The following is a 26,211-nucleotide window of genomic DNA, read 5'->3' as shown; positions in this document are numbered from 1 at the left end:
AATAAATTCATAGTGATATGGTCACTACCGCATGCGGCGCATTATAGCCAGGCTAGATTGACGGCACAGTTGATTTACAATGTTTTATTTATAAATCTCAGCTTTTGTTAAGCATGTGGGGGAAAAGAGATCAACATGCTTGATGTTTAAGCGCGCTAAATAGTCTTATGAGTAGAATAGTTAAACTTGATTATGTGCATAGTTTTTTTACTCAATTCATTCAAGAGATATTTCATAGAGCTCTTTCACTGAGCAAGCTTAACGTGCTTATAAAATGGATTTGTTTAATAAAAACTCAATGGACCAATTCAAACCTAGCTAGATTTAAACTCTGTAGGAATTTAATAATCAACTAATTTACCAATGAACGAACTTAACTCTGACTCATTTAACTTTGGAAAAACGATAGATTGAACCAAATTAATATAAAGGCTTGTACGTTTACTCCTAAATTCTCGACATAAGCGGTACAACTTGCCAGTTAATCATCTGAATTCAAACATTGAATTAGCATAAATTTAATATCCGGCTGAATATTGCGCATAAGATTCTAGTAACTAAGTTAGTTGAAGAGAATTAGTCTGAATTAGTGTAAGCTAAACGCTTATATTCTCAAGTAATACATACTCAGAGTTTCCTTCCTATTTTCACTTATAAGTCTAATATTAGAAGTCCACTATGCTTTACAATCAAAATCACGCAGTTCGTTTTCCAAAAGGCAAGTTTGCTATGTGGAGTGTTTACAGCTTCACGGGCGCATCTATCTTAGCCTCGATTATCTTTTCATTATTACTGTTTCTTTCAATTGATGATGATCCTGTCATGCAGTTGTTATTTGGTGGATTAGCCGTCATTTTTGAACTCGGTAAATTCTTTGCGTGGTATGAAGTCGGTGAACGTTACTCTAGGAAGAACTTTATTGGCATGTTTTCAGCGCTTGGCTTTTATGCCGTGTTGGCTGCCATCTCTATTGGCGGTTCTATTGGCGGGATCAACAGCGCCACGAACAAGGCCCAAGAACATGTTCATGTGCAGCAGAGCAAGGCTAATGCCTTTAATATGCAAATCGATGCTATCGACAAGCAGATTGCACTTAACAATGTTGCCGCTGAAAAGTACATCCAGATGGAGCGAATTGCTACCGGTGTGATGCGAATTCAAAAAGAGAACAATAAATTACGTGAGCAGCAACAACAGCTAGCCATCCAGAGAGACAGCATCCCGGTTGTAAGCCAAGGTTCGATTGTTGGCTTAATTGAAAGTCTAGCAATGTCATTGAATATTAAAGCTGAGACAGCGCAGCTTGGATTAGTGGTGTTCTTATCCATTTTATTGGATTTCTTTGCCGCATTTTTTGTGGGGCTAATTGGTGAAGAAAATCGTTTTCGACAACGATTTAAACAACAATCGGCGCAACTTGAACCTATTACGCTAGATGCTTATAGACGATTACATAGTGATGAAACCGGTTTTATTCCTCTGTTTGAGCCTAAACAACTCAACGAGCCAGAAGCTAAGTCGACTTATGAGCAAGTAATCGATGCATTAGGTGCAAATCGAGTTAATTGCAGTAAACGCGCGGTGAGTCAGTACTTGAAGATCAGTGCTGAAGAGGTTGATGACATTTTCAGTAAAATGTTTAGTGAAGGCATAGTGACTAAAAAACCAAATAATCATTTTCAATGGCAAGGTGTCAACCCGGTCTTAGAACCAGAAGCCATATAATCGTAATAACGAGCTATTTCAGGCGAAAAGGAAGTATCTGACAAGTTACTTCCTTTTTTTATGCCCTTTTTATAAAAATGTTCCAGATAAACAAGATTGCTGTTTGAATAAAAACAATAAAGCCCTTAGGATCGGCATTACAGAATATATGAACAAGATCATCGTCAATGCCAGCCAATCAGACAAATACTCACAACGAATCTTTAACGCTTTATTTTATCTACGACTCTCATTGTCCATGGAGCTATGCAGTTACACCTATCGCTGCTGAACTGATTAATGCTTTTGATTTTACTGAAATTCATTTACTACATTGTGCCCACTATAATGGCAAAGATGCCCCTAAAAAGGATCAGGTCTCGCAAGTTCGCGCTATCAGTCCAGTCGTTTTTGGTGATGACTACGTAAAACAAGTCAGCACTAAAGTTAACTCAATCAAGAGCGCTAACTTCATGTCTTGGGCTCAGTCTAAACAGGCTGATAAAGAGTTTGAATTGCTACAAGCACTGCAAAAGCAACACTTTGTTACTGGCAATCCATTAAATTCTAGAGAAGATTTCGAGCCTATCATTGCACAATACAAGCTTTCGCCTTCTAATAAAGTTTTTAAAGATGTTATCAGCCACGAAGCTGAAAGTGTGTTGGCGGGGATTGCTGACATAGGAGAGGCCATTGGAACATCGGCGTTTCCTGTACTCGTGCTGACTTATGGTGATGATGCTATCTTTATCGATCACTCACAGTATTTAGCTAAACCTGAAGATGTCGTGATAGCGGTACAAAAAGAGTTAGCAGCGTTAAGTTAGGCCGCCTTGCGATAGTTAAATGCGGATAGTGTAATTGCGCTAAAGCGCTAACAGTGAGTTATTGTTAGCGCGATTTTATAGCCATTCAAGCGGTTACTCTAAACCATTACTGCATAATCATCACCGCATAAAGTGACTTATTTAGAGCAGATCCTTATGAGCACAATATAAAAGATCACCAGCCCTAGCCATTTCAATGTTAACCCTGTACCAATAAACATAAAGCACCTCTTGTGATACTTTTGCTCCAACTTTTGTCACGGTTATTTTATCAACACAAGGTTAAACGGGGATTAATAGTGCTATTTTTATACCCATTTTTGTGCATAAACATGAATATAGCGGCCTAACGATAAAAATGGCTCTTGACGACATAGCTTCTGCTCCATGGCAACAATCTGCTCAAAACTAAAGTCTCCCATATCATGGTTTTGCATATAGTCATGAAAGGTTCTAACGCCGGTTTTCCCCAAAATATTAAAACCCGCTTGCTCAAGGCATCCATATACCAATTCTGGCTTTATTCCCTGCTGAGGTTGTAACTTAAACCGTTTACGGTGGGGCATCCCTTTTTCAATATGGTTAAGGTTGCCACAGATTAAATTCTTAAATAGCAGACCATTATAGTTATAAAACATCACCGAAATAATGCCGCCAGGTTTGACCTGCTCACACAGTGTCGATAACGCCTGAATCGGCTCCGCTAACCACTCCATCACCGCATGAAACAGGATTAAATCGACAGGAGCTTGTAAGTGCTCAGCAATGTTTTGCACTGGGCTATGAATAAACTGGTACTTATCCAACAGCTGATTGCCACTAATATCTTGCTTAGCCAGAGTGAGCATTTCACTTGATAGATCGCATAGGCTGACATTATGGCCAAGTGCTGCAATTTTTTGTGATAGTTGCGCTAGACCCCCGCCCGCATCAAGCACACTGAGCTCACTCGCGGTATTGGCCGATTTATCGTTAGATAGCATCAACAAGATCTGTTCAATATCTTGCCAAACAACGGTTTGCCTTATTTCGCCTTTAGCGGTGCCGTAAATACTGGCGGCAAACTTATGAGCTAAATCATCAAAATTTCTATCTTCTATCACTTGGGTCATCATTTTGCGGCTACATTACGTGGGCGCGGATTTTCTCATAGCTTGCATAAAAATCAAATCATAGAAATGAAAATCACACTACCATCAGTATAATCTAAAGCTTTGTAAAGACGTGGAAGAGAAGGGTATTAACTTGGTTTTGCATACGAAGACTGAAACCGTGACGACTAGATATGCAGATAGCTGAATGAAGGTATCAAAAATTCCCGAGGTTATATTTCTTATTTTGCATAAAACGTGATTATGGATTCACTTCGGGGTTTAACTCTACAGCTAATGGTTTCAAGCATTTTTAATGCAACACTTGCAGATAAAAAACGGCTAAGCTGGTTAGCTTAGCCGTTTTTTACAATCTTGAACCACTTGTGATGATAACTTCAATGGTCTGAAACTGAGGTTATACTGTTTAACGACGGAAGGTCACATTCTCTAATTCAGCCAAATGGATCTGCGTGGTGGCAATTTGAGTTTCAGCCAGCACCTTACCTTGGCGTATTGAATAACGAACAGGAACCTGACGGCGAACCGCATCAAATCCATTGTCGGCAGGTAGAACGAGCAAGTTACCAGGCTTGCCAAGTTCAATCCCATACTGATCTTGAATATTTAGCGTACGGGCAGACTTGCTGGTGATAAGCTCAAGCGAGTTGTTGATTTGATCGTAACCCATGATTTGGCAAACATGTAGACCCATGTGCAGCACCTGCAACATGTTAGCTGTACCGAGCGGATACCAAGGATCGAAAATATCGTCGTGACCGAAACAAACATTAATGTCAGCGGCGAGCATCTCTTTCACACGGGTAATACCACGGCGCTTAGGGTAATCGTCAAAGCGACCTTGCAAGTGGATATTAACCAGCGGGTTAGCGACAAAGTTAATGCCCGACATACCAAGTAAGCGGAACAGACGCGACGCATAAGCACCATTATATGAATGCATCGCCGTGGTGTGACTCGCCGTTACGCGCTCGCCCATTTGATACTTATGGGCAAGGGCTGCAACGGTTTCCACAAAGCGCGACTGCTCATCATCAATCTCATCACAATGCACATCGATAAGGCGGCCGTATTTACGCGCTAGCTCAAATACATAATGCAATGACTCAACGCCGTATTCTCGGGTAAATTCAAAGTGGGGGATTGCGCCAATCACATCCGCGCCAAGTTTAACGGCTTCTTCTAGCAGCTCTTTACCGTTAGGGTAAGACAAAATACCTTCTTGCGGGAAAGCCACAATCTGGATATCGACCCAGTCTTTCATCTCTTCTTTCACTTCAAGCATAGCTTTAAGTGCAATCAAGGTTGGATCAGACACATCAACGTGAGTACGAACATGTTGAATACCGTTGGCTATTTGCCACTTTAGTGTTTGCTTAGCGCGAGACTTAACGTCTTCGATAGACAGCATAGATTTACGCTCAGACCAACGCTCGATACCTTCGAACAAGGTGCCTGAAATATTCCAGCTTGGCTCACCAGCGGTTTGCGTTGTATCTAAGTGGACATGAGGCTCACAAAAAGGAGCTACAGCCATACCGCCTTCGCCATCGATGATCTCTAATGACGCAGAGCTTGGCAGCTCAATGCTATCAGCCATTGGCACAATCGCTTTAAACTGACCACCTTCAATGAGTAGTTGATAAAGGCCTTCTTTACCGCTTAGCGATACGTTTTTGATCAACATATTTGCTGATGACATGGAGTTTTCCTTATGCATTGGTAGCATTTTTACAATCTGATTTAACTAAATTCTGTTTGCCTATACGAACCTGAACTTCATCTATTAATAGATAGCTGAAGGCGCCAGCAAGCACAGCATTAATTGGCACTATGCCAGGTAACAAATGGCCTGCCAGTACGCCTATCATGACGCCGCTAATCGCAGCCCAGTTGACAGTCGCAAACTTGGCATTGGCAAAGTCTTTGTATTTTTCGCGGTTTCGAAGGTAGTCGGCGATAATAATGCCACCAATCGGCGGGATTGCCGCAGACAAGAAGGTTAGCCAACCGACGAAGTTATTATATAACCATAGTGCACACAGGGTGCCGATTATGCCGTTAAAAATCGATAAGTATTTACTCGGTAAGCCGGTAATGTTTGCAAAACCAAGGCCTGAAGCATATAGCGCATTATCGTTAGTGGTCCAAATATTTAAGCCTAAGATGATAATCGCTGGGATCAACAAGCCTTGTGCAATCATCACCTCTGAAATATCGGCTTGGCCTGTTGCCGCCGCGCCTGCAGCGCCAAAGATAAACATCAGTGAGTTACCCACGAAGAAGGCAAACATAGTGACAAACACGGCAGTTTTTGGGTTCTTACCAAAGCGAACAAAATCTGCAGTCAGTGTGCCAGCTGAAATGAACGAGCCAACAACCAAAACCAAGGCGGTATTAAAATCAATTGGATTTTGTGGCTCAACAGCCATTAAACCTTGCATCCCGCCCATGGTATCAACCGCTTGAACTACTGAGAAACCACCAAATAGTGCGATTGCAGGAACTGCTATGGCGGATAAAATCATAATCGCGCCGATACCGAAGTAAACTGTGATGGTCATTAATAGACCCGAGATAATGATAAGCAGATTAGTGTCGATGCCTGTGGCTTTTTGGACTGGGATAGCAAACATAGCAACGCCAACACCAAACCAACCAACTTGAGTGCCACCGAGAAGTAGCGAGGGTAACCAAGAACCTTTTAAACCGAAAGAGTAACGAGCGAGGAGATGAGTCGAAAGACCAGATTGAGCGCCGATGTAACCAAGAAACGAAGTGTAAATACCGAGAATTAAATTACCAATGAGAACTGCGAGAACAAAATCATTAAAGGAGAGGCCAGTGCCGAGTGTTCCTCCTGTCCACATACTTGCTGAAAAAAAGGTTAACCCTAACATCACCATTGTTAGAGAAAGCACCCCTTTACGTGCCGATATCGGTACCGGGGTTAAACTATAATTATTATCGCTTGCCATTTATTGTCCTTGGATTAAATAAAGAAAATACACGGCTTACCTAAAACGAAAAAGCTACGCCAATACAGGGCTACAGCAGTTGCACATCAGGCAAACGGCGCGTAGTTTAGTGATTGTTGACGCAGAGTCAAGCAAATATAGAAGCGAATCTAATAAATAAAAACAAACGTAATCAAGCCGTATAAATAAAGCTAATGCTTAGTTGTAGAGCGATGTGAAATGAGGCGGATAACAATACAAAATGTTAATGGCAGACCGCCTAGAGCGGGGGCGTTAACTTATGTCGAAGTTTGTATCAAAAGCTTAAACGTAAAAAGTAGGCTGATATAAATCCATTTATCGAGCGTAAATTAATCATCACCCTAGTGTTATCGAAGTGAAGCCTGGATTCTCGACATATAAGACTAAATAATAAAAGCTAAGCGTCCTCTGATAGAACGCTTAGCTTATTATTTTAAACTGCCAGCATAGTTAGAAAATGTGAATTGAGTTATGGTGCCGATTCAATTTTGGGCTTAGGTTTAAATAAAGCCAGTAGCGGAATTAAACATAAGTAGGAGACCAGTAAAAAACCGAACGTATACACGAACGCCGTTAATGTTGATTGCTGCTGCAGTATATTCTGCAGTTGGGCTATAAATGACGGGTCAGTGATCGTAGTACCTTGCATCTGCGCCGCGTTCTGTAAAACAGGGTTACTTGGCGAAAGAGCGCCGCCTAACTGGTTCCACTCTTGTTGCTGGATCCGCGAGAAATAGGTATTAACGATAGATATGCCGAAAGAGCCACCAATAGTTCGGCACAAATTAAACACCACAGCACCACTAATCGTTTCTTTCGGTGATAGGGTTGCATAGGCCAGCTGACTTAACGGTGCAAAAACCAATCCCATTCCCGCACCTTGTATAATACTCGGCAGTAAAATCCAGTAAATATCAATTTCAAGTGAATACTGAGTCATCAAATAGGTGCCAAGGGCATTAAGCGATAGGCCAACAGTAATAAGCAGCCTTGCATCGATTTTGTCCATATAACGTGCCATTCCTAGCAAAACAATTGCAGAGGCTAGGCCCCTTGGTGCCATTGCAAAACCTGTTGTTTCAACCGGATAATTCAATAGCTGTTCCAGCATCATGGGTTGCAGCTGAGTAATGCCAAACATCCCCATTGAGAAACCCGCCATCACAAGGCATGACATAGCAAGGTTACGATCGCGTAACAACCACACTGGTGCAATATCACTCTTAGTAATAAAAGAGCGCGCGACAAAGAAAACTATCGCAATTACGCTAATAATGGTGGCAAACAAGATGGTATTAGACTCAAACCAGGACTCTTGATTCCCTCGGTCGAGCACCATCTGCAACAAACCAATACCAATGGTCATTGCGATGACGATTGGCCAATCAATTTTAGGTTTACCTTTACCACCGAGCTTAACAAATAAGTAAATCAGCGTAAGGCAGACAGCGCCAACGGGGAGGTTCACATAAAAAATCCAGCGCCAATTCATATTCTCGGTAATAACGCCACCCAGTGTCGGCCCTAAAATAGGCCCTAGTAATATCCCGACACTAAACAGTGCCATGGCTTTACCACGTTGGCTTGCGGGATAGATCTGCACCATTATTGACTGAGACAGTGGGATAACCGAAGCCCCAAATGCTCCTTGCATCACCCTAAAGGTGACCATTTCAGCAATGCTATCTGCTTGTCCACAAAGTGCAGAGCTGATCATAAAGCCACTCACTGAAACCAACAGTAGATTACGCACACCAAATTTAAGCGCGAGGAAACTGGCTAGCGGAATAAATATCGCTTCAGCCATAGAATAAGAGGTCAGTACCCAGGTAATTTGATCAGACGTGACCCCCAATGCCCCCATCATATGCGGTAAGGCAACATTGGCGATGGTCATATCAAGCAATACCATGATGGCAGATAGCATTACCGCTAACGTGACGAGTTTGCGGCTGCTTTCACTCAATACCTGACTGTCATCAGTATTAGGCATTTTCTCTGAATTATCGCTCATGTTACTTCTCTTGATGCTTTGGTTGGCTATCAATCGTATCAATGGTTACGTTAGCACTTGCACCCACACGTAGTGGAAAGTCAGGATGCTCACTTTCGTTAGAGAGGCGAATTAACACAGGGAAACGTTGTGGCACTTTAACCCAGTTTCCCGTGGCATTTTCAGGCGGCAACAGCGTAAAGGAAGCGCCACTGGCCGGTGAAATGGCTTCAATTGTGCCGTGATAATCCACCTTAGGGTAAAGGTCTAGGGTGATTGTTGCACTCTGGCCTGCGGTCAATCGTTCAAGTTGGGTTTCTTTAAAATTAGCTTGAACCCAATACGTGTTATCAACAACTAAAGGCACAAGCGCTTGCCCTGGAGATACAACGCTACCAGCATGAGCACTTAATTTACCTAAAATGCCGTTTTTAGGCGCGAAAATATTAGTGTATGAAAGCGATAAACTTGCCTGACTCAGTGCTGCAGCCGCTTTTTTCACTTCTGGCGCAGCATTACCGTGCGCACCTTGAGATTTGATCAGTTGAGCCATGGTTGCCCGCGCGGCGATAACACTCTGTTCAGCTGCCGATAGCTTGGCACGCGAGTCGTCAAGTTGCTGAGCAGGCAACAACTCTTTATCGACTAAGTCTTTAATACGTTTATAGGTTACCTGAGCATCAGATAATTGAGCGACGGCACTTTTAACATTGGCACTCGCAGCAAGTATGGCATCATCGGTTGCCGCATTATTTTGCAGCGCCATTTCATAGGCTGCGCGAGCTTCATCTAGTTTAGCTTGAAAGGGAGCAGGGTCGATCTGCACCAATAAGTCACCTTGACTAATCTTTTGATAATCAGATGCATTAACACTGACGACTTTGCCGCTGACTTGTGGAGCGATGTAGATAATATTGGCATGCACATAAGAGTCATCTGTGCTCGGATAGTTTTTTTGATGTTGAATATAGAAATAACTCAGAGTAACAAGTACTGCGAGCACTACGGCTGCAAGAATAAGATTACGTACTAGATGGGATGGTGCTTGTGTTGAATTTTCGCTCATAATGTTAACCAGTCCGGTTATTCGACAGTCGTCGAGAAGGGGGTGAAGACTCATAACGCTTCAAGGCGTTCATTCGTCTCAACAAATACTAGTCCTAGTTTGTTTCAGTAACAATGTAAGTCGTTAAAAAAATTTAGAAAGTCCCCATCAACACTTAATGATAGGGATGTCTTTCCAGCGAGTGGTGTATTGAGGTGTTAGCATCTCTCTGCGCATTCCCCATTTCTGCGATATGCCCTGAGCTGCTAAAAACAGAGAATCTGTGCCATATTTAGCATTAATGCTATCTAATACCTGCATTCTATTGGGGTTTCTGCTGCTTTCGAACAAGTCCTGCTGCAAGTTTGCCTCACTACATAGATTAATCAGTCCAACGCCGATTTTGTAATAACGAATAGAGGAGTTGAATCTGACGATAGCCGCGCGTGTTGCAGCTTCTATCAATTCACACGTGTCATTCGTTGGATAAGCAAAATGATACACAAACTTAAAACCGCTAGGCTGCTCATCAAAAGGGGAATTAGAAGCGAAAATTAACATGCTTTTACAGAGTGAGCCTTGAGCCCTCGCTTTGGCTGCCGCGGTTGATGCATGCTTGCTTAACGCCTGACACAATGATGTTAAGTCGGTTATTCGGTTACCAACACTGCGGGTAGAAAAGATCTGTTGCTTGTCAGCACGAGCCTCATCCCAATTTTTGCACACTTCGCCATTTAACTCTCTCACGGTGCGCTCAAGCTCGATGCTAAATTGCTTGCTTGCGATACCGACTTTCATCTGCGACAAGGCAAAAGCACTGTGAATATTCATCAGCGCAAGTCTGTTAGATATACGTCTGCCAACCCCCCATACATCGTCAGTTTTCATAGTCTTTAAAATTGAAATGCGCTGTTCATCACAGGTAATGGCGCAAACACCTTTATAACCGGGTATTTTCTTAGCTGCGTGATTGGCGACCTTAGCCAGAGTTAGCGTCGAGCCAATCCCAACACAGACTGGAAGCCGTGTTTCCTTCCAAACTGCGCGCCTTATCTTCATCGCATGCTCAGTTAAACAAGGGATAGCGGGGTAACAGTGCTTAAACGATAAGAATGACTCATCGATACTATAAATATGCTGCTCAGGAGCAAAACGGCCAATCACTTCCATCATTGCAGTAGATAGCGAGCCATAAAGCTCGTAGTTTGAAGATAAAGCGATAACACCTTTTTGCTCACACAGTTTTTGCGCTTCAAAGTAAGGACCGAACTTGTTAATTCCAGCCTCTTTTGCCAACCTGTTAGCCGCAACAATGCAGCCATCGTTATTACTTAGCACTATGATAGGGCGGTTACGCCAGTCAGGTCTAAAAACCTGCTCAGCGCTGCAATAAAAAGAATTCGCATCGACAAGCGCATACATGGTTAGTCGTTCTCTAGAATTGGGCTTTTACGATGGCAGCGAATAGAGCGGATCACCACGCCTTCAACACTAAAAGTGTCGTGCTCGAGGATAGGCGTGCTCATGTGAGATTCATTGGCAGATAACAGCAATCTGTTCACCTTATCAATAATCTTACAAACAAATGAACCGTTAAAATTTGCCACGATAACGTCTTGATTACGCACATCAACATGCCTATCGACTATTAAAATGTCGCCATCGAATATGCCGACCCCCTGCATAGAGTCACCACAAGCATGGCCAATAAAGGTCGAGCTCGGATGCTCAATCAGTAATTCATCAAGACTTAACGGCAGTTGCTTGTAATCGGTGGCAGGGGATTCAAAACCTGTTATGCCTGCACTGGCTGAAATTGGAATTATGTTCATGCTAAAAAATAGTTAACTGTATATTTATACAGTATAGTGGTTTTATGTGATTTTGCGCAATAAGGATGACAGATTTCTGTGAGCGGTGTGATCAGATTGAACGCGCGAAAGGTGGGGCGGTATGCCAAGTATGAGCAACGGTATTGCAGCTAGAGCGGGCTCTGGTGGTTAAGCCAACAACGCCGCTTTTATGGGGGATGTTAATGTCGTAAATAAAGCGGATTTTTATTCAACTTTTTCAAAATAACAGGCACAAAAAAAGGCCGCATTAGCGACCTTTTTTGCATATCAGCTTACGTTATTAGCGCTTGATTAAAGAGCGACTACGTTGCTTGCTTGTGGACCTTTTGGGCCTTGCTCTACTTCGAAAGTCACTTTTTGACCTTCAGTAAGCGTTTTGAAACCTTCAGATGCGATAGCACGAAAATGTACGAATACGTCAGCGCCACCGTTGTCTTGAGCAAGGAAACCGAATCCCTTGTCTTCGTTAAACCATTTTACAGTACCAGTAGTTGAGTTAGACATATGATGCCCCTTATTTAGTTTTAAAAAGTTCAACATTAACACTATGTTAATTTATTGAATTATATCATGTTACGCTAAAATATAAGGCAAACGTCTAGCTACAAAACACGGTTTTGATAGTGGAAGCTTTACTTGTACTTGATGCTGCATTTAATAACTCTCTGAACAACTGAGCGATATAATAACTGCTGTGCGTTTTTTGTACAGCACTTTTTTGATTTATTTTGCCTTGTTTAAGCAATACCTTTATTTAACAGTTATATGCATATTTTCGTTTTAGACCGCATTGCTCCATTGAACTTTAGCTTCATTGACTTTAGCTTCATTGACTTTGGCTAGGGGAAGAGCTGTCAGGGTAAGAGAAATAGGCCTAAACCTATCTCTTGCAATATGACTTCGCCTTGAAACCTTACAAAAATGTATAGTTCAGGAAAACTTGCGGAAAGATGTCTTAAGTAAAGTAGCCTCATCGACAAGGAAACACCCTGTCTGCATTAAAACAAATGAGGATTTAACCATGAACAATACATCAGTTTTTAAAACAACAACTATTTCAACTCTGCTTGGACTGAGCGCCATGATGGCCATTGGCTCTGCAAATGCAGGTGATGCCCCTAAATCTTTTAATCAAGACACTGTCTCTCTACTTCAGGCTGTCGCATTGGCTGAAGCCAACACAGGCGGCGTAACGGTTGAAGCCGAGCGTGAAGTGAAAATGGGACACGTTTTCTATGAAATTGAATTAATCGGTAAAAACGGTGAGAAAATTTATACCGCAATCAACACACAAACCGGTGATGTTATTTTAACAGACAATCGTGGTCAGAATGATGATCATGACGCTGATGATAAATTAGAAGATGCATTGTATTTATCTGGCTTGAACAGTGGTCAATATTTATCGTTTGCAGATGTTGTGAAGCAAGCAGAAATACAATTTAGCGGTAAAGCGTGGAGCGTTGAACTTGATGATGACCACGGTAATGTTTGTTATGAAATCAAGTTGATGACAGTCAATGGTAAACAAGTTGAAACTGAAGTGAATGCATTGACAACAGCAGTGACAAAATAATTCTCTCGTTGAACACTTGAGCCGAACAATGAATAGTTAAAAAAGGGGTGATCTTTGATGACCCCAAGGAGATCTAATGACTGAATCAACTGAATCAACTGAATCAAAAAATACCAACCAAGAAGCTGAGCCTTGCTCGAAAAGGTCGACGTCTTGGTTAAACAGTGTCAAATGCTGTATTAATAAAGTGAAACTGTTGCTTAACAAATCGAAACAATCGTCGTCAAACATACCATCAGGGCTTAAAATCCTTCGTGAAAATGGACCAAAAGCACTTATTGGTTTAGCCTCTTTCTCTCTGTTTTTCATACTAGGATTGGTTACGCTGGGCGCGAGCTTATTAGCTGGTATCGCAGCGGTGATTATGATGAAATGGCAACAGCATAAAGCGGAAACGATGCCAACTAATGTGGCAGAACCAACGCCAACTGAACAACAAAATGTCCCTATCGTTGCGGCTTAAGCGACAACGACGTTACCCTATGATCTGAGAGAGAACCGTCATGCGAGTGTTACTAGTTGAAGACGATGTGAGTCTGAGCACTTTTGTTGAAAAAGGGCTGCGTGAAGCTGGGCATCAAGTCGAGGTGACAGAAAATGGCAAATATGCGTTGACCCTATGCATGACGGAACACTTTGATGTGGCGATCGTCGATCGCATGTTGCCGGGGTTAGACGGATTGTCTTTAGTTAAGGCCCTTCGAGCTGCGCAAGTGGGAACACCTATCTTATTTTTGACCTCCTTAGGCGGGGTGGATGACCGTGTGCAAGGGTTGGAAGCGGGAGGTGATGATTATCTCACTAAGCCATTTGCATTCTCTGAACTGCTTGCGCGTGTTAGCGCTCTTTCTCGCCGGTCCGGATTGACATCAACCGACACTAAACCGCAACTGACTTTTGGCGATGTGGTATTAAACCTGTTTGAACATACCGCAACACGTCAAGGTAAGCTATTGGATTTACAGCCTAAAGAGTTTCGTATTCTAGAATTATTCTTGCGTCATCCTGGCCGCGTGATCACCCGTACTATGCTGCTTGAGCATGTATGGGATATTCATTTTGATCCTCAAACCAGCGTTGTCGAAACTCACATTAGTCGTCTTAGGAATAAAATAGAGAAGCCTTTTGGCGACACTTTGATCCAAACCGTACGAGGCGCAGGCTACAAGTTAGAACATCGACATATTGAGGAGGCTAAATGAAACGCAGACTGCTTGATATGTTGCAAAATAAAGTCTCACTTCAGCGAATCGTTAATCGACTCCCAATGTGGATGAAAAGCTCTGCTATCCAGCAAGGCGTGATGTTTGCTCTGGTGTCGCTGTTTAGTCTTGTGCTTATGGCCAGCGTGACCATTCTCTATGTTGACTATGAACTGGGTCAACAGAACAGTGAGATAGTCAAAGAATCAAAGCTACGGGCAACAGGTGATAAACACGATATCGACGAAGATCCGATTGAAGATGACGACATTATCGCGGTGCTTACCACAGGTTTTATTCTTGCTGGCGTTTTAGTATCACTCTTTACCATTGCCATTGTTGTCGCGATGAGCCGTGTCAGTCAGCAACGAATATCTCGTATTGAGCAAGTATTGAACGCGGCGGCAGACGGTGATTTGTCGGCACGAACGGGCGAGATAAACACCTATAACGATCTGGCGAGAATATCTGTCTCTGTGGATGAAATGCTTTCTCGTTTAGACGGCTCTGTGGCGGCGATGAGCGATATTTCGTCCAATATTGCCCACGAGCTGAAAACGCCTATCACGCGTTTGAGGCACAATTTACTAACCTTACGTGACGAGGCTGATGCATCATCAATTGCGCAAAGTCAGAGCTTTAACAATGAGTTAGACCATGCCTTAGCTGATTCTCAACGTCTTGCTTCTATTTTTGATGCGTTGTTACGCATTACTCAAATTGAGTCAGGCGCGAGACGAAGCCGCTTCACGACAACGGATTTAACCCAGATTGTTGATACCGTCGCCGAAATTTATGTCGATGTTGCAGAAGATGCCGCAATGCAGTTGCAGATCCATAAAGCCCAATCACCGTTACTGATCCAAGGCGATCGAGAACTGCTGATCCAGCAAATTGCCAACTTGATAGAAAATGCGCTGCGATATTGCTCTGCAGGCAGTGTGATCAAGCTCAGCTGCGGCGCGGATGATAAAGCCTCACTGGTTTGGCTCAAGGTTGAAGATAATGGGCTCGGTATTGCTGAAACAGAAAGGGAGCGTGTTTTTGAACGTTTATATCGTGTCGATAAAAGCCGTACCGATGGTGGCTTGGGGCTGGGTCTCTCGTTGGCAAAAGCGGTTGCGGGCCTACATCACGGCACTATTACCTTACATGATTGTGAGCCAGGTCTGGGTGTGATGATCACGATGCCAAGAGAAGATGTCTAATTTTTAATGCTTAATGCCAAGTGCTTATTGCCTTCTAATGCCTAATACCTAGTGAACGTTAATCTAGCTCGATTAACGGTGACGGAGATTAGAGAGCACTTACCAAAGCCACGCAATAACACAGCCTTAATGTGTAGAAAAATCTCGAACCTATGTTCGGGATTTTTATTGCTTGTGCATATTGAGTGGGCAATCTTGTTCGCTCTTAGTGGAAAATACAATGCGAAATCTATGATATAATTTAAGATTGAACTAGTATTCAGACTTTATGAATATGTACAGGACTTATCAGATTAGCAAATCGATTAAAATTAACGTTAAGCTATTGATATGTAGCAATTACCTCTTAACAAAGAACCCTTAACAAAGAACTCTTAATAAAAGATTTTTAACAAAACATTCTTAACAAAGCACTTTTGATAAAGAAATCTTGATAAAGGATTCTTGTTGAAAAATAATTTTGAGTTGTGACCACTTTTTTATAACCATTACCGGATAGTAAATATTATGACAAAAAGGAACGTGCTTAGCATTTGCTTATCTTTTATTGTATCTATAAGTGCTGTTAATTTGTTTATCACTGTCAATAAGAGCGAGTTGAATAGTAAGTTTTTAACTAACATCCTTTTTATTAGTGATGCAATATACCGCTTTAATGTCAACAGCCTTAACAGTGAGTATATTTCTCTACCAGCTGGTGATTTAAGCCAGGGGGTCATAGTCAAAGGTTCTCAAGATAAGAAAATTCGAGACCTATCTAAGCATATAGATAACCTATTTAGTGTATTAAAAAGAAACCCCATCATAGCTGACAATCTATGGACGGTCGCGAATGTATATCCAGAATATGTCATTCCCAAGCCATTTAGAGAGCAGTACGTTCACCTTTATGATAGGGATTTTGCGGAGGGAAACTACTTAGAACGTATTTTGAAATTAGAAAATATAGAAAAGACTTTAAAAGGCAGTGGTTTAACTGTTTTTGAAACCGTGAGGGTTTTTGGGCCTTATATAGAATCTGGCACTAATGAAGAGTTATATTCAATTTATTATCCATTATATTTAGAAGGTGACGTTTTTTCCGTATTGGTCATTGATGTGAAAAGTAATTTTTTGAATGACTTCATCTCAGATTTCAATAATGAAAAATTCACTTGGTTTGATATTTCTGATGAAGACAGTAAAAAAATAAGTACGCTTGTTTACGAATCTTTAGCGCTTAAAACTGAAAACAAAAAAGTAGGTCTAACAATAAAGACTTCCTTACTATACAGCGGCATAGCAATCTTCATATGCACACTAATTATACATAGCTGTTTTTTACTTGCACAATACATTAGAAGATTCTATATCGAAAGCAGCATAGATAGGCTATCTGGATTCTATCGTAAAGATGGGTTTATGAATAAAGATATGTCAGTTACCTCTATGTGTCTGATTGATATAGACCACTTTAAGAAAATCAATGATATTCATGGACACGTTGTTGGTGATATTGTGATATCAGAAGTAGCGAATAGAATAAAATCCTCAATGCGCTCCACTGATCTCGCAATCCGATGGGGCGGGGAGGAGTTTGTTGTTATTTTTAATGGTGAGCTTTCTTTCGAACAATTTAATAACAAAGCGAATAAATTATTGAGTGTAATCAATAGTGAAAAAATAAATGAGATTGGCGTTACTATATCTATAGGTGCTATTTACTGTGAATCTAAAATGAAATTGCAGGAAGCGTTTCAATTTTCAGACAAAGCGCTTTATGAGTCAAAGAACTCTGGACGAAATAAAGTCACCATTTATCGTCATAGTTGAGTGCATATACAATCTAATGATTGCCATTGTATTTAACATGCATGATGTCGGCGATGAACCTCCTGCCCAAAGGCTGTGAGGCCAATCTTGTTCGAGTGTTACTTTCAGTAGGTTAAAAGTTGTTAGGCTAATACAACTAAAGCTACAACCTAAACTAGAACCAAAGCTACAACTAAATGAACAACTACAGCCCAGAACAATTAGGGGCTTAGTTGTTCATTATGCTGCTTGGCTGTTGCCAAGTAATGCCTTTAGCCCGTTTACCTGCTTCAATTTGACTCAACTTACTTCATATCAGTTATAAACTTCATTTCATATTTTTTGCCAATGCTGGGTTAGAAACAATCAGCTTGTATTCATACCATTTCCAAGACATTACTTGTGCAAATAATAAAAGCGATGCTCTAGATTGGTCGTCCTAGACGTTGCTATACACTGAAATACATTATGCTAATTGTTGCCATGTACTGGCATTCATCAATAACGAGCGATCCAAGCCGTAAATGGCTTAGAGAGCAAGTGATTAAGTGTGCGCAAAAGTTCAGTCACAACTGATTTTTTAGAGCGAGTTTATAGACTGATTTTATCTCATGTTTCCCGTAAAGAAATAAATACGAGTAGTCCGCAGCAGCTATTTTGACTAACGTTAATAAAGAAAATAGTTTTTAGCTCTACGGATCAAGCTTGGCCGGAAATTTAATATTGCGATCCTGACAAAATAGAATAATGAGAATAGCCTCTAGGGATAAAAGGATAGCCACTTAATTTAACATAATGAAAACATTATTAGCCGAAGATGGCTTTAAGACCTTCCCGGTAAAGCTCTTTGCTTACAGCTTGATTGTTGCAACTTGTTAGTGTTAAGTTTGGTGATTGTTATTTTCTTTGCGGTGTTAACTGTTATTTGACAGGTTAACTTAGGGATCTATTTTATGTTTATTCACGAATGTAAACGTGTGGATGAAAGTCTTTCGATTAAATTTTCTAATAATAAAGAATCACACTTCAGTTTATTTTGGTTGAGAGATCACAGTAACGATGCTTCTAGCCTTAACCCCGGTACATTACAACGAGATGTTGACACCTTTTCCTTACCAGCAGTCCCTGAGCTAAAAGAATTCCAAGTGATTAATAACGGCGCTCAACTGCGCATTCAGTGGTTGGATGCTGATGTAGTGAGCGAGTTTGATGCTGACTTTCTGTTTAATATGGCATTTACGCCAGTCAAAGAGCCGGCATATCAGTTATGGGCTAACGAGCTACAAAACCAAGTCCCAGATTTTGATTTTGAACAGGTGACGGCTAACGATGCTGCTTTTTTACCTGTGTTAGAAAGTATGGAACGATATGGTTTAGTCACATTTTCGGGCATGCCAACGGACATGGAAGCCACTAAAAAGTTACTCAATCAAGTCGGGTATATTCGAGATACCGTATTCGGTAGTTTATGGGACTTTTCTAATAATGGCGCTCATAGTGACAGTGCCTACACGAGTGTGGGCATAGGCCTACATACCGATAGTACCTATACACTTGATCCTCCTGGATTACAGTTACTGCATTGTTTGGCCTTTGACGGCGAAGGTGCTTTCAATCAATTTGCCGATGGCTTTAAGGTTGCTCAAACCATTAAAAATGAAGATCCAGCCGCCTATGAGGTCCTGACCAGGATTAAGGTGCCAGCCCATTATATTGAGCCCGGTATTCAATTAAAAGGTCAGCATGAGGTTGTGCGCGAAGATATTAATGGCCAGTTTGAACAAATTTGTTTTAATAACTTTGATCGCAGCCCCTTTATGCTAAGTGCTAGTGAGCAAAAGGCTTTTTATCATGCCTATGGTATGTTTCAGCGTTTAATTAACGACCCTAAGTTTCAGGTGAGCTTTCAATTACAACCTGGCCGTGCGGTATGGTTTGATAATTGGCGTGTACTTCATGCGCGCACAGCCTTTAGCGGTTTTCGTCATCTCGCTGGCGGCTACACTAATCGAGAAGATTACATTAGCAAAAAGTTAACCTTAAAGGGAGAAACACCGTGGCAGGAGTAATCGATTTACGCAGTGATACCGTCACGCAGCCTTGCCTGAACATGCGCGCGTTAATGGCATCAGCCGAAACGGGAGATGATGTTTACGGTGAAGATCCTACCGTTAAGCAACTTGAAGCATATGCTGCAGAGTTACTTAATAAACAAGCCGCGGTATTTTGTCCCTCTGGCACCCAAAGCAACTTAATGGGACTGCTGTCTCATTGTGGCCGCGGTGATGAGTACATTGTCGGCAGCGTCGCGCACACCTATCTTTACGAAGGTGGCGGCGCTGCGGTATTAGGGAGCATTCAACCCCAGCCATTAACGCTACAACGCGATGCAACCATGGATCTATCCGAACTGGAAAAAGCCATTAAACCGAAAGACGTTCACTATGCCAGAACCAAGTTGATTTGCTTAGAAAACACTCATGGTGGTCTCGCTTTACCTCGCGGTTACACTCAAGACGTTAAGGCGATAGCAGAGCGCCATGGCTTAGCCATGCATTTAGATGGCGCAAGGTTGTTTAATGCTGTTGTTGACGGTAACACGAGCGCTGCAGCCTTAACCGCAGATTTTGACAGTGTTTCAATATGCTTATCAAAAGGCTTAGGGGCGCCAGTTGGCTCGCTACTTGTTGGCTCAAATGAGTTCATCGACGAAGCTAGGCACTGGCGAAAAATGTTAGGTGGCGGTATGCGCCAGGCAGGAACTATTGCGGCTGCGGGCTTGTATGCCTTACAAAACAACATAAATCGTTTGAGCGAAGATCACCGGCGAGCCAACGAATTAGCAAGGGCATTAGAACAAATTGACGGTGTAGGGATCCCTCTCGGCCAAGCCCATACAAACATGTTATATGTGAGCGTTAGCGAAGCAATGAGACAACGCCTTGCAAAGCGTGAAGCCAGTAACAATATTTTGCTGCCTTCAGGGGAGCAGATGCGACTGGTTACCCACTTAAATATTAATGATGATGATCTAAAAGCCATTATTGAGTTATTTCAACAAGCGGCTTAACGCTAGGACATCTGATGACACAAAATATAACTGCACATCCCCAAGACCACAGAGTCATGGGGTTTTGGCGCGTTTGGGCCCTTGCCGTAGGCTGCGCTATTGGTTCGGGGATCTTTATGATGCCGACATTATTGGCCCCTTATGGCATGTTAGGATTGAGTAGCTGGTTGGTTGCTGGCGCGGGTACGGTGCTGATTGCACTGACATTCGCAAGGCTAGCAACCAGAATACCTAAAACCGGTGGTTTATATATTTACGCTGACTCAGGTTTAGGCTCTATGGCCGGATTTATTGTCGGCTGGTGCTATTGGATCTCCTGTTTAACTGCCGTAGCAAGCGTTGCCATTGCATTTATCAGTTATTTATCCGCTTATGTGCCGATACTGGCAGAACACAATGAAGCCGGGTTAGCTGCATGTTTAGGCTTAATTTGGCTTATTGTCGGTTTAAATATTCGCTCGATTAAGGGCAGTAGTACCTTTCAAGTCATCACGACCATTTTAAAGATCGTGCCCTTGTTAATACTCGCGCTATTGGGCTTAATCAATATGCAGCCGGAGATGCTACCTGAGTTCAATCCGACAGAGTTATCACCAATCGCAGCAATATCTGCTGCCACTATGTTGGTTATGTGGTCATTTTTAGGGATTGAATCTGCCACCGTTCCTGCGGGTAATGTGATTAAACCTGAAAAAACAATCCCAAGAGCCATCATTGCCTCAGTGCTGACTATCTTAGTCTTGTATATATTGGTGAGTTTAGCGGTGAACCTAACGGTGCCTACAAACGAACTTAAAAATTCAACCGCGCCCTTTAAGTTAGCAGCAGAACGGTTAATGGGTCCTGTTGGCGCATTAGTCGTGACCCTTGGTGCTTTATTGTCGACGCTAGGATCGCTAAATGCGAATACCTTAATGTGTGGACAGATGCCGATGGCCATTGCGAGCAATGGATTATTTCCAAAGCGCTTTAAACGTTTGTCTAAAAATGGCACGCCAACATTCGGTTTACTCGTGTCGGGCGCTATTGTCTCGGTGTTATTGATAATGAATTACACCAAAGGCTTAATCGGCGCGTTCACTTTTTTAGTGATGATGGCGACGTTAGCGACCTTGATGGCTTACACCTTATGTGCCATTGCAGAGTTCTACTTTTTAAAACAGGATAAACCATCAGCAGCACGAAACCGCGCCATCATTCTTGGCATTGGCACCTTTGTATATAGTTTGTTTTGTATTTTGGGAGCAGGGCAGGAGATTGTCTTTTATTCTTTCTTTCTGATTTTATTAGGTTTACCTATATACGCCTTACAAAGAAAACCCAAAACCATGTCAGAGACAGAGACAGGTATGAATGAAGAGTTACTATCAGACTAATTAAAGTAATAGTCACTGATAGATAACTCTCATTATGACTTTCATTTAAGCGATTTCATTATTGGCCAATATTATAAGGCGCTACAGCTATTCTGCAGCGCCTTTTGCGAACTTAAGCAACTGGGTAAGCCGATATCGTCAGGCCGTAAGCATTTTATCAAGCGTTCAAATAAATACAGCGAATTTCAATAGATTGGCTGCTACGGTCATTGATCTTAAACCATTTAGAACCGATGTAATTCAGAGCAAAGTAAGCAATTACAGAAAGTCAGCACTAACAGAGCTTTGTTTTAAGCTTATTCAGACTATGCACAGGGCTATACATAGAACTGAACACAGAGCTAAACAAAAAACATGCAGCAAAGAAAAGCGCTAATCCATTGCAGCGTCTCGTTTATCTGGTTAATTAGATAGAGTTAATGAGAATGTTTTGAAGCAAGATAGAGCCATAAAAAAATGGCTCACAGGATTAGACTCACAAGCTTTAAGCCACAGCAGACAATGCCTACATGGTTTTAGCTTTAGCATGTGTTTGCCAAGTCATAGTTTCTAAATACACAAGCTGACTGAGATTCTCAAATTAGGTGACAATTCCCAAAAACATCAGAAAAGGTATCTCTTCATAAATCTTATTTAACATAATATACATTGTGCGCATAGCTATGTGAGAGCTATTAAGATGGGGTTAGACCTGAATGTTTAGCTCAAATGAGCTTCTACAGTGATTCTATGCTGACACCTAAGGCAATACTTTACTATGTACGTTCGTGTTCTCTAGTTTCATACAAGCTGTATGCCTGCAGCCTGAGATTTACATCACTTGGTTTATGTATTGAGCCTTTGCTGTTTTAAGCTACGGCTTTCTATTTCACTTGGCTAAAACAATACTTGAACTGAACTTGGTTAAGGCTTCATTTGGTTAAGGCTTCAGGTTATCAAGCAGCATTCTTAAATGGCGTTAATATCCCAAGCTCTAAATACTAAATTAATACCTCATACTCAAAGGCTGATACTCAAAATCTCATATTCAAAAGCTGATACACAAACTCAATCACGCAGACTCAGTTAACAGCTAAGCAGATTATATTTGGACTTACTATGTGCCACGATGCATTTGATTTGGCACATAGCCTAAGCACTTAATCTAAGCGCTTTGCACTGAACACTTGAATAAAATGCAGCGTCTTAGTCCTATAGCTAGAAACCCAGAAAGCTCGCAGTAGATTGAAAATATAGTGAAATTAGCTATTTTTTATCGTGCGCTACGTGAAATCTGGCGCGCTGAGCTAGGCAAAACTTTAAAGCAGCCACACAGCGCGCCGTATGATTTTCACTAAAACTGATTAACTAAAACTGATTGACTATAACTAGCTAGATACCAATAACCGGTTTAGCCAAATCTTAGCCTTAGATTAAGTCCAGATCTGAAACTGCTGTTCTAATAGTAGCTTTGTCTAGCACAGCTAGTTATCAGCACGGTACCAAACAAGCGTTAATCCAGCTAAGTCATATCTAGCTTAATCATAGCAATGTCATAACTCACAATGCCGTAAACTGGAGAGTCTTAATTGGAACCGTTTTGTCTAAACCTAGCTAACCTTGGCTAAATCTCGCCAAATCTTGTTAAGGCTAATACTTAGTTAGTTTCAGGGTTCAGATAAGGTTTGAGTAGACTTAGGATTAGCTGCAGGCTAACTCCAACTTAAGTAACTCAAACTCAACTAGATCGAACTAAACTAGCTCAAACTAAATAGTAAAAAATCGGTAATCAGAAAGCCTGCGAACGCAGCCTCATGCCAAAAAACGAACATAGTACGGATAGCCCAACATTAGTCATTACCTTTCTGATAGAGTGACGTCATATCTGGTGAGCGATTGACTTTTAAGTAAATAGTTAAAGCATTAAGCAGACAGATAAGAACTTTAAGGATATATAGAGATATAGCCCCAAAATCCCCTTTTAAGGCAAATGCCGATAATGTCACTTATCGGCATTAACCTGTCTCTGAAATCCCAGCAGCAATTTCGGTAAAATTCCAAGCTGAAACGCTAAGTTAGCTTTTATCGTTAGCAATTAGATTAGCCACAGAATTAGGCACAGGATTAGGAATAAAACAAAGTACTGAGTTACAAGCTTGGCAAAAGCTAAGGAGCTCAAATGGCTAATATCAGCTGACGTTATAAGGCCTGTGCTTCTGGCGTGACCCAGAGGTTATTTACATATAATCAGCCACTTATAACTAACATTGAACCATCTAGTTAACTTCATCTCGAATACTATTATGCGGTAAAATATCGCGCACGCGCCCTACTTTATCGCGGTTCTCTCTGCTGATGTTAATCATGTATCAGTTGATTTATTAAAGCGGAATAAGCCAAACAACCGCCAAAACCTGTTATCTCCTTTTAAGGTTTGAGCCTGTATTTTTGCCACTTTATTCATAAAAGTTCACACAAGTTTATTCGGACAAGATTTTTAGACAGATCGCAGTCATCACAGCGCCCTGCTCGCCTGGCTGTTTTGACTGCTAACTCCGCGCTTATCTCTTGATCCTTATCTCCTGGTCCTTAAGCTCTAAAAGCCTCACATGACACCCCAAAATTCGCCTATAAAAGCAGGCGTTATCTTCCCCCGCTTTCGCAGTATCACGAGAATTAGCAGGAACCTTTTGATGATAAATGGACTTCTATTGGTAGGAGTTCAAATGGCATTAGCTGTAAAAGGTGTGTCTACATGCCCTACTCGCCTGCGTTATTCTGCATAAGCTCCGATTGCGGCATTTACTACAATAGGTGACAGTCCACGGGAGCAGCCTTTGCGGGAGTTAAATACAGTGTCAAAGTGAATCTTTGCTAGAAATGCTGTGCAAGCTTCTAAATCAGGGCCACAAATGTTCCCTACATTTGTTGGCATTTCCACCAATCCATGGCGGTCAGGGATTTAGCCATGCCTTAGCTCATACTATAAAGAAAGACCACAGGGATATATTTACGGCGTCTTGCTAAAGCACGAAAGCAAAGCCCCTGCTAGGCAGTCTAGTTTTAGCAGGTGGCTACGTTGGTTTGTATTTGGTACCTACTCAGCTTTCATTCATTTTATACAAACAGTTACTCAATCCCCTGCAGATAATCTAATGGTTTATTCTGTGCACTCTCATGACGCTCTATCTGAGTGGTGTGCAAATATTGCGAGGTGGTGTCGATACTCTCGTGTCCAGCATCGGCTTGTACGTGTGATAACGGACGACCGTTAATATTGATGTCGTGGGTAATGCCGGTGTGACGAATATTGTGGATACTTAAGCCGCGCATTTGTAGGGCATCTTCAATAAAACCGTCAGTTTTGATGCTAATCGCCGCTATTTCGATGATCTTATCGACTTCGTCTCGGATATGGCGTATTCCGAGGTTTGCATTTACATTGCCAACTTCGCGCCCTCGCCCAGCGGCTTTTTGACGTACGATTAATGGATGTTGCTCAGTAGCAGAGGGATAATCTGACAGCTTTAGGTAACGTCGATAATCCACTAAGGCAGCTAATAATGCTTTAGATATCGCCACGCTTCGACTCTTGCCCCCTTTACTCTTAGGGATATGAAAACTCCAGATCCCAGAGTGACGGTTTTGTTTAAACTGGCTCATCACCGGTGAGTAACCCGCCCTGGCAGAGACTTCTGATACGCGCAGATAACAGGAGTAGATAAGTTTAATGAGGAACAAACTACGTTGGTGTAATTCAGGCTGTGCTTTGGCCAGTTTCTCAACCGTGGACATAATGTAGGACCACTGCAACTCGGTAAATGCCAACTGATTATCGTCGTCAGTGTTGAGGCGGTATTTTCGGCTAGATGAAAAGCGGCTCTTATTGAGCCACATCTGCGCAGGATTCCGCTCACAATAGTCCTCACCCATTAAGTAGCTATAAAAGCTAGATAGAATGGCTATCTTTGTTTTGAGTGCGCTATCACTGAGGGCATAGGGTTTTATCTGGCCATCGACCTTGCAGCCTCTAAAAGGAAGCCAGCTTGGATTGGGCGTTCTCATGTCGCTGGTTTTATCTTGTTTAAATTGGGCGACATTAAAGTAGCCAATAAGGGCTAACGGCGGGTGCTTGCAATAGTCGACATAGAGTCCGATCTCTTTGCGCCCTATTGCACTAACGTTCAGTTTAATCACATCAAAACACCAATGTAAAAATGTCGTCAGTTCGCTTCTATAAGCTTTATAGTTGTTTTCATTGTACTTTTGCTCAAACAACCAATCGGTAGCTAACTCGTAGGCGAGCCCTGCTTCATCGAGTGAACTCAAGCTAAGTTGAGTGATGCGTTGATTAACAACGGGATTACCCTGTTGAATAAAATCGATGGAATCAAAAAATGGGATAACCGGGGGTAATTGCATAAATAGAGCCAGTAACAATCCGTATATCACTATCTTAATCAGTAAGATGAAGAA

General features: G+C 41.9%; 19 protein-coding genes. 10 read left to right on the top strand and 9 right to left on the bottom strand.

Annotation, left to right across the window (positions count from 1 at the left end; translation table 11 throughout):
* The first annotated feature begins 678 nt into the window (after window positions 1-678).
* Together ACVBIU_RS01550 and ACVBIU_RS01545 are read left to right on the top strand one after the other, a co-directional pair.
* Window positions 679-1,725 (top strand): Preprotein translocase subunit SecY, encoded by a 1,047-nt coding sequence (locus ACVBIU_RS01550; protein WP_447162748.1) that lies wholly within the window; start codon window positions 679-681, stop codon window positions 1,723-1,725.
* Between the two features lie 167 nt (window positions 1,726-1,892).
* Window positions 1,893-2,531 carry a protein-disulfide isomerase gene (locus ACVBIU_RS01545; protein WP_447159282.1) on the top strand — a complete coding sequence of 213 codons (639 nt, stop codon included), beginning with the start codon at window positions 1,893-1,895 and terminating at the stop codon, window positions 2,529-2,531.
* A gap of 308 nt (window positions 2,532-2,839) precedes the next feature.
* On the opposite strand, the gene cmoM is transcribed toward ACVBIU_RS01545, so the two are convergent.
* The 8 genes from cmoM to cspE form a co-directional block, all read right to left on the bottom strand.
* Window positions 2,840-3,646, bottom strand: a complete 807-nt coding sequence (gene cmoM / locus ACVBIU_RS01540; RefSeq protein WP_447162749.1) for a tRNA uridine 5-oxyacetic acid(34) methyltransferase CmoM — start codon at window positions 3,644-3,646, stop codon at window positions 2,840-2,842.
* 403 nt (window positions 3,647-4,049) lie between these two features.
* Entirely contained in the window at window positions 4,050-5,345 is a 1,296-nt protein-coding gene (locus tag ACVBIU_RS01535; RefSeq protein ID WP_447162750.1) for a cytosine deaminase, read from the bottom strand.
* 10 nt (window positions 5,346-5,355) lie between these two features.
* A complete protein-coding gene (gene codB / locus ACVBIU_RS01530; protein ID WP_447162751.1) occupies window positions 5,356-6,621 on the bottom strand; it encodes a cytosine permease in 1,266 nt (421 codons plus the stop codon).
* Window positions 6,622-7,111: 490 nt separating this feature from the next.
* Window positions 7,112-8,656, bottom strand: coding sequence for a DHA2 family efflux MFS transporter permease subunit (locus ACVBIU_RS01525; RefSeq protein WP_447162752.1), 1,545 nt, complete (start codon window positions 8,654-8,656; stop codon window positions 7,112-7,114).
* Between the two features lies 1 nt (window position 8,657).
* The gene (locus tag ACVBIU_RS01520; protein WP_447159277.1) at window positions 8,658-9,701 is read right to left on the bottom strand and encodes an HlyD family secretion protein; all 1,044 of its coding nucleotides are present in this window, start codon (window positions 9,699-9,701) and stop codon (window positions 8,658-8,660) included.
* A gap of 147 nt (window positions 9,702-9,848) precedes the next feature.
* Entirely contained in the window at window positions 9,849-11,102 is a 1,254-nt protein-coding gene (locus ACVBIU_RS01515) for a Y-family DNA polymerase (protein ID WP_447162753.1), read from the bottom strand.
* Between the two features lie 2 nt (window positions 11,103-11,104).
* On the bottom strand, window positions 11,105-11,512 hold the full coding sequence (locus tag ACVBIU_RS01510) for a LexA family protein (RefSeq protein WP_447159275.1): 408 nt from the start codon (window positions 11,510-11,512) through the stop codon (window positions 11,105-11,107).
* Window positions 11,513-11,824: 312 nt separating this feature from the next.
* Window positions 11,825-12,037: a transcription antiterminator/RNA stability regulator CspE gene (gene cspE / locus ACVBIU_RS01505; protein WP_447159274.1), complete on the bottom strand. Its 213-nt coding sequence runs from the start codon at window positions 12,035-12,037 to the stop codon at window positions 11,825-11,827.
* A 517-nt stretch (window positions 12,038-12,554) separates the two neighbouring features.
* Between cspE and ACVBIU_RS01500 the strand changes: the two genes are divergently transcribed.
* From ACVBIU_RS01500 to ACVBIU_RS01465, 8 genes are all read left to right on the top strand, one after another.
* Window positions 12,555-13,109, top strand: a complete 555-nt coding sequence (locus tag ACVBIU_RS01500; RefSeq protein WP_447162754.1) for a PepSY domain-containing protein — start codon at window positions 12,555-12,557, stop codon at window positions 13,107-13,109.
* Window positions 13,110-13,185: 76 nt separating this feature from the next.
* Window positions 13,186-13,572 carry a hypothetical protein gene (locus ACVBIU_RS01495; protein ID WP_447162755.1) on the top strand — a complete coding sequence of 129 codons (387 nt, stop codon included), beginning with the start codon at window positions 13,186-13,188 and terminating at the stop codon, window positions 13,570-13,572.
* Between the two features lie 40 nt (window positions 13,573-13,612).
* On the top strand, window positions 13,613-14,311 hold the full coding sequence (locus ACVBIU_RS01490; RefSeq protein ID WP_447159271.1) for a response regulator transcription factor: 699 nt from the start codon (window positions 13,613-13,615) through the stop codon (window positions 14,309-14,311).
* A complete protein-coding gene (locus ACVBIU_RS01485) occupies window positions 14,308-15,519 on the top strand; it encodes a sensor histidine kinase (RefSeq protein ID WP_447162756.1) in 1,212 nt (403 codons plus the stop codon). The genes ACVBIU_RS01490 and ACVBIU_RS01485 overlap by 4 nt, the downstream gene beginning before the upstream one ends.
* A 597-nt stretch (window positions 15,520-16,116) precedes the next feature.
* Window positions 16,117-17,331, top strand: a complete 1,215-nt coding sequence (locus ACVBIU_RS01480; RefSeq protein ID WP_447162757.1) for a GGDEF domain-containing protein — start codon at window positions 16,117-16,119, stop codon at window positions 17,329-17,331.
* Between the two features lie 932 nt (window positions 17,332-18,263).
* Window positions 18,264-19,379, top strand: a complete 1,116-nt coding sequence (locus ACVBIU_RS01475) for a trimethyllysine dioxygenase (RefSeq protein WP_447162758.1) — start codon at window positions 18,264-18,266, stop codon at window positions 19,377-19,379.
* Complete coding sequence (gene ltaE / locus ACVBIU_RS01470) at window positions 19,367-20,380, top strand: low-specificity L-threonine aldolase (RefSeq protein ID WP_447162759.1); 1,014 nt, start codon at window positions 19,367-19,369, stop codon at window positions 20,378-20,380. Before ACVBIU_RS01475 ends, ltaE begins: the two co-directional genes overlap by 13 nt.
* 14 nt (window positions 20,381-20,394) lie before the next feature.
* Entirely contained in the window at window positions 20,395-21,756 is a 1,362-nt protein-coding gene (locus tag ACVBIU_RS01465; protein WP_447162760.1) for an APC family permease, read from the top strand.
* Between the two features lie 3,108 nt (window positions 21,757-24,864).
* Here the strand turns inward: ACVBIU_RS01465 and ACVBIU_RS01460 are convergent.
* Complete coding sequence (locus ACVBIU_RS01460; protein WP_447162761.1) at window positions 24,865-26,157, bottom strand: tyrosine-type recombinase/integrase; 1,293 nt, start codon at window positions 26,155-26,157, stop codon at window positions 24,865-24,867.
* Window positions 26,158-26,211: the final 54 nt, after the last annotated feature.

Source organism: Shewanella sp. 30m-14 (genome assembly GCF_052977125.1).
The sequence above is the reverse complement of the archived record's forward strand: the minus strand, read 5'-3'. Positions and strand labels throughout refer to the sequence as shown.

Coding starts and splice junctions, on each gene's coding strand:
- ACVBIU_RS01550 (WP_447162748.1), top strand. CDS start 679: ATGCTTTACAATCAAAATCACGCAGTTCGTTTTCCAAAAGGCAAGTTT.
- ACVBIU_RS01545 (WP_447159282.1), top strand. CDS start 1,893: ATGCCAGCCAATCAGACAAATACTCACAACGAATCTTTAACGCTTTAT.
- cmoM (WP_447162749.1), bottom strand. CDS start 3,646: ATGATGACCCAAGTGATAGAAGATAGAAATTTTGATGATTTAGCTCAT.
- ACVBIU_RS01535 (WP_447162750.1), bottom strand. CDS start 5,345: ATGTCATCAGCAAATATGTTGATCAAAAACGTATCGCTAAGCGGTAAA.
- codB (WP_447162751.1), bottom strand. CDS start 6,621: ATGGCAAGCGATAATAATTATAGTTTAACCCCGGTACCGATATCGGCA.
- ACVBIU_RS01525 (WP_447162752.1), bottom strand. CDS start 8,656: ATGAGCGATAATTCAGAGAAAATGCCTAATACTGATGACAGTCAGGTA.
- ACVBIU_RS01520 (WP_447159277.1), bottom strand. CDS start 9,701: ATGAGCGAAAATTCAACACAAGCACCATCCCATCTAGTACGTAATCTT.
- ACVBIU_RS01515 (WP_447162753.1), bottom strand. CDS start 11,102: ATGTATGCGCTTGTCGATGCGAATTCTTTTTATTGCAGCGCTGAGCAG.
- ACVBIU_RS01510 (WP_447159275.1), bottom strand. CDS start 11,512: ATGAACATAATTCCAATTTCAGCCAGTGCAGGCATAACAGGTTTTGAA.
- cspE (WP_447159274.1), bottom strand. CDS start 12,037: ATGTCTAACTCAACTACTGGTACTGTAAAATGGTTTAACGAAGACAAG.
- ACVBIU_RS01500 (WP_447162754.1), top strand. CDS start 12,555: ATGAACAATACATCAGTTTTTAAAACAACAACTATTTCAACTCTGCTT.
- ACVBIU_RS01495 (WP_447162755.1), top strand. CDS start 13,186: ATGACTGAATCAACTGAATCAACTGAATCAAAAAATACCAACCAAGAA.
- ACVBIU_RS01490 (WP_447159271.1), top strand. CDS start 13,613: ATGCGAGTGTTACTAGTTGAAGACGATGTGAGTCTGAGCACTTTTGTT.
- ACVBIU_RS01485 (WP_447162756.1), top strand. CDS start 14,308: ATGAAACGCAGACTGCTTGATATGTTGCAAAATAAAGTCTCACTTCAG.
- ACVBIU_RS01475 (WP_447162758.1), top strand. CDS start 18,264: ATGTTTATTCACGAATGTAAACGTGTGGATGAAAGTCTTTCGATTAAA.
- ACVBIU_RS01465 (WP_447162760.1), top strand. CDS start 20,395: ATGACACAAAATATAACTGCACATCCCCAAGACCACAGAGTCATGGGG.
- ACVBIU_RS01460 (WP_447162761.1), bottom strand. CDS start 26,157: ATGCAATTACCCCCGGTTATCCCATTTTTTGATTCCATCGATTTTATT.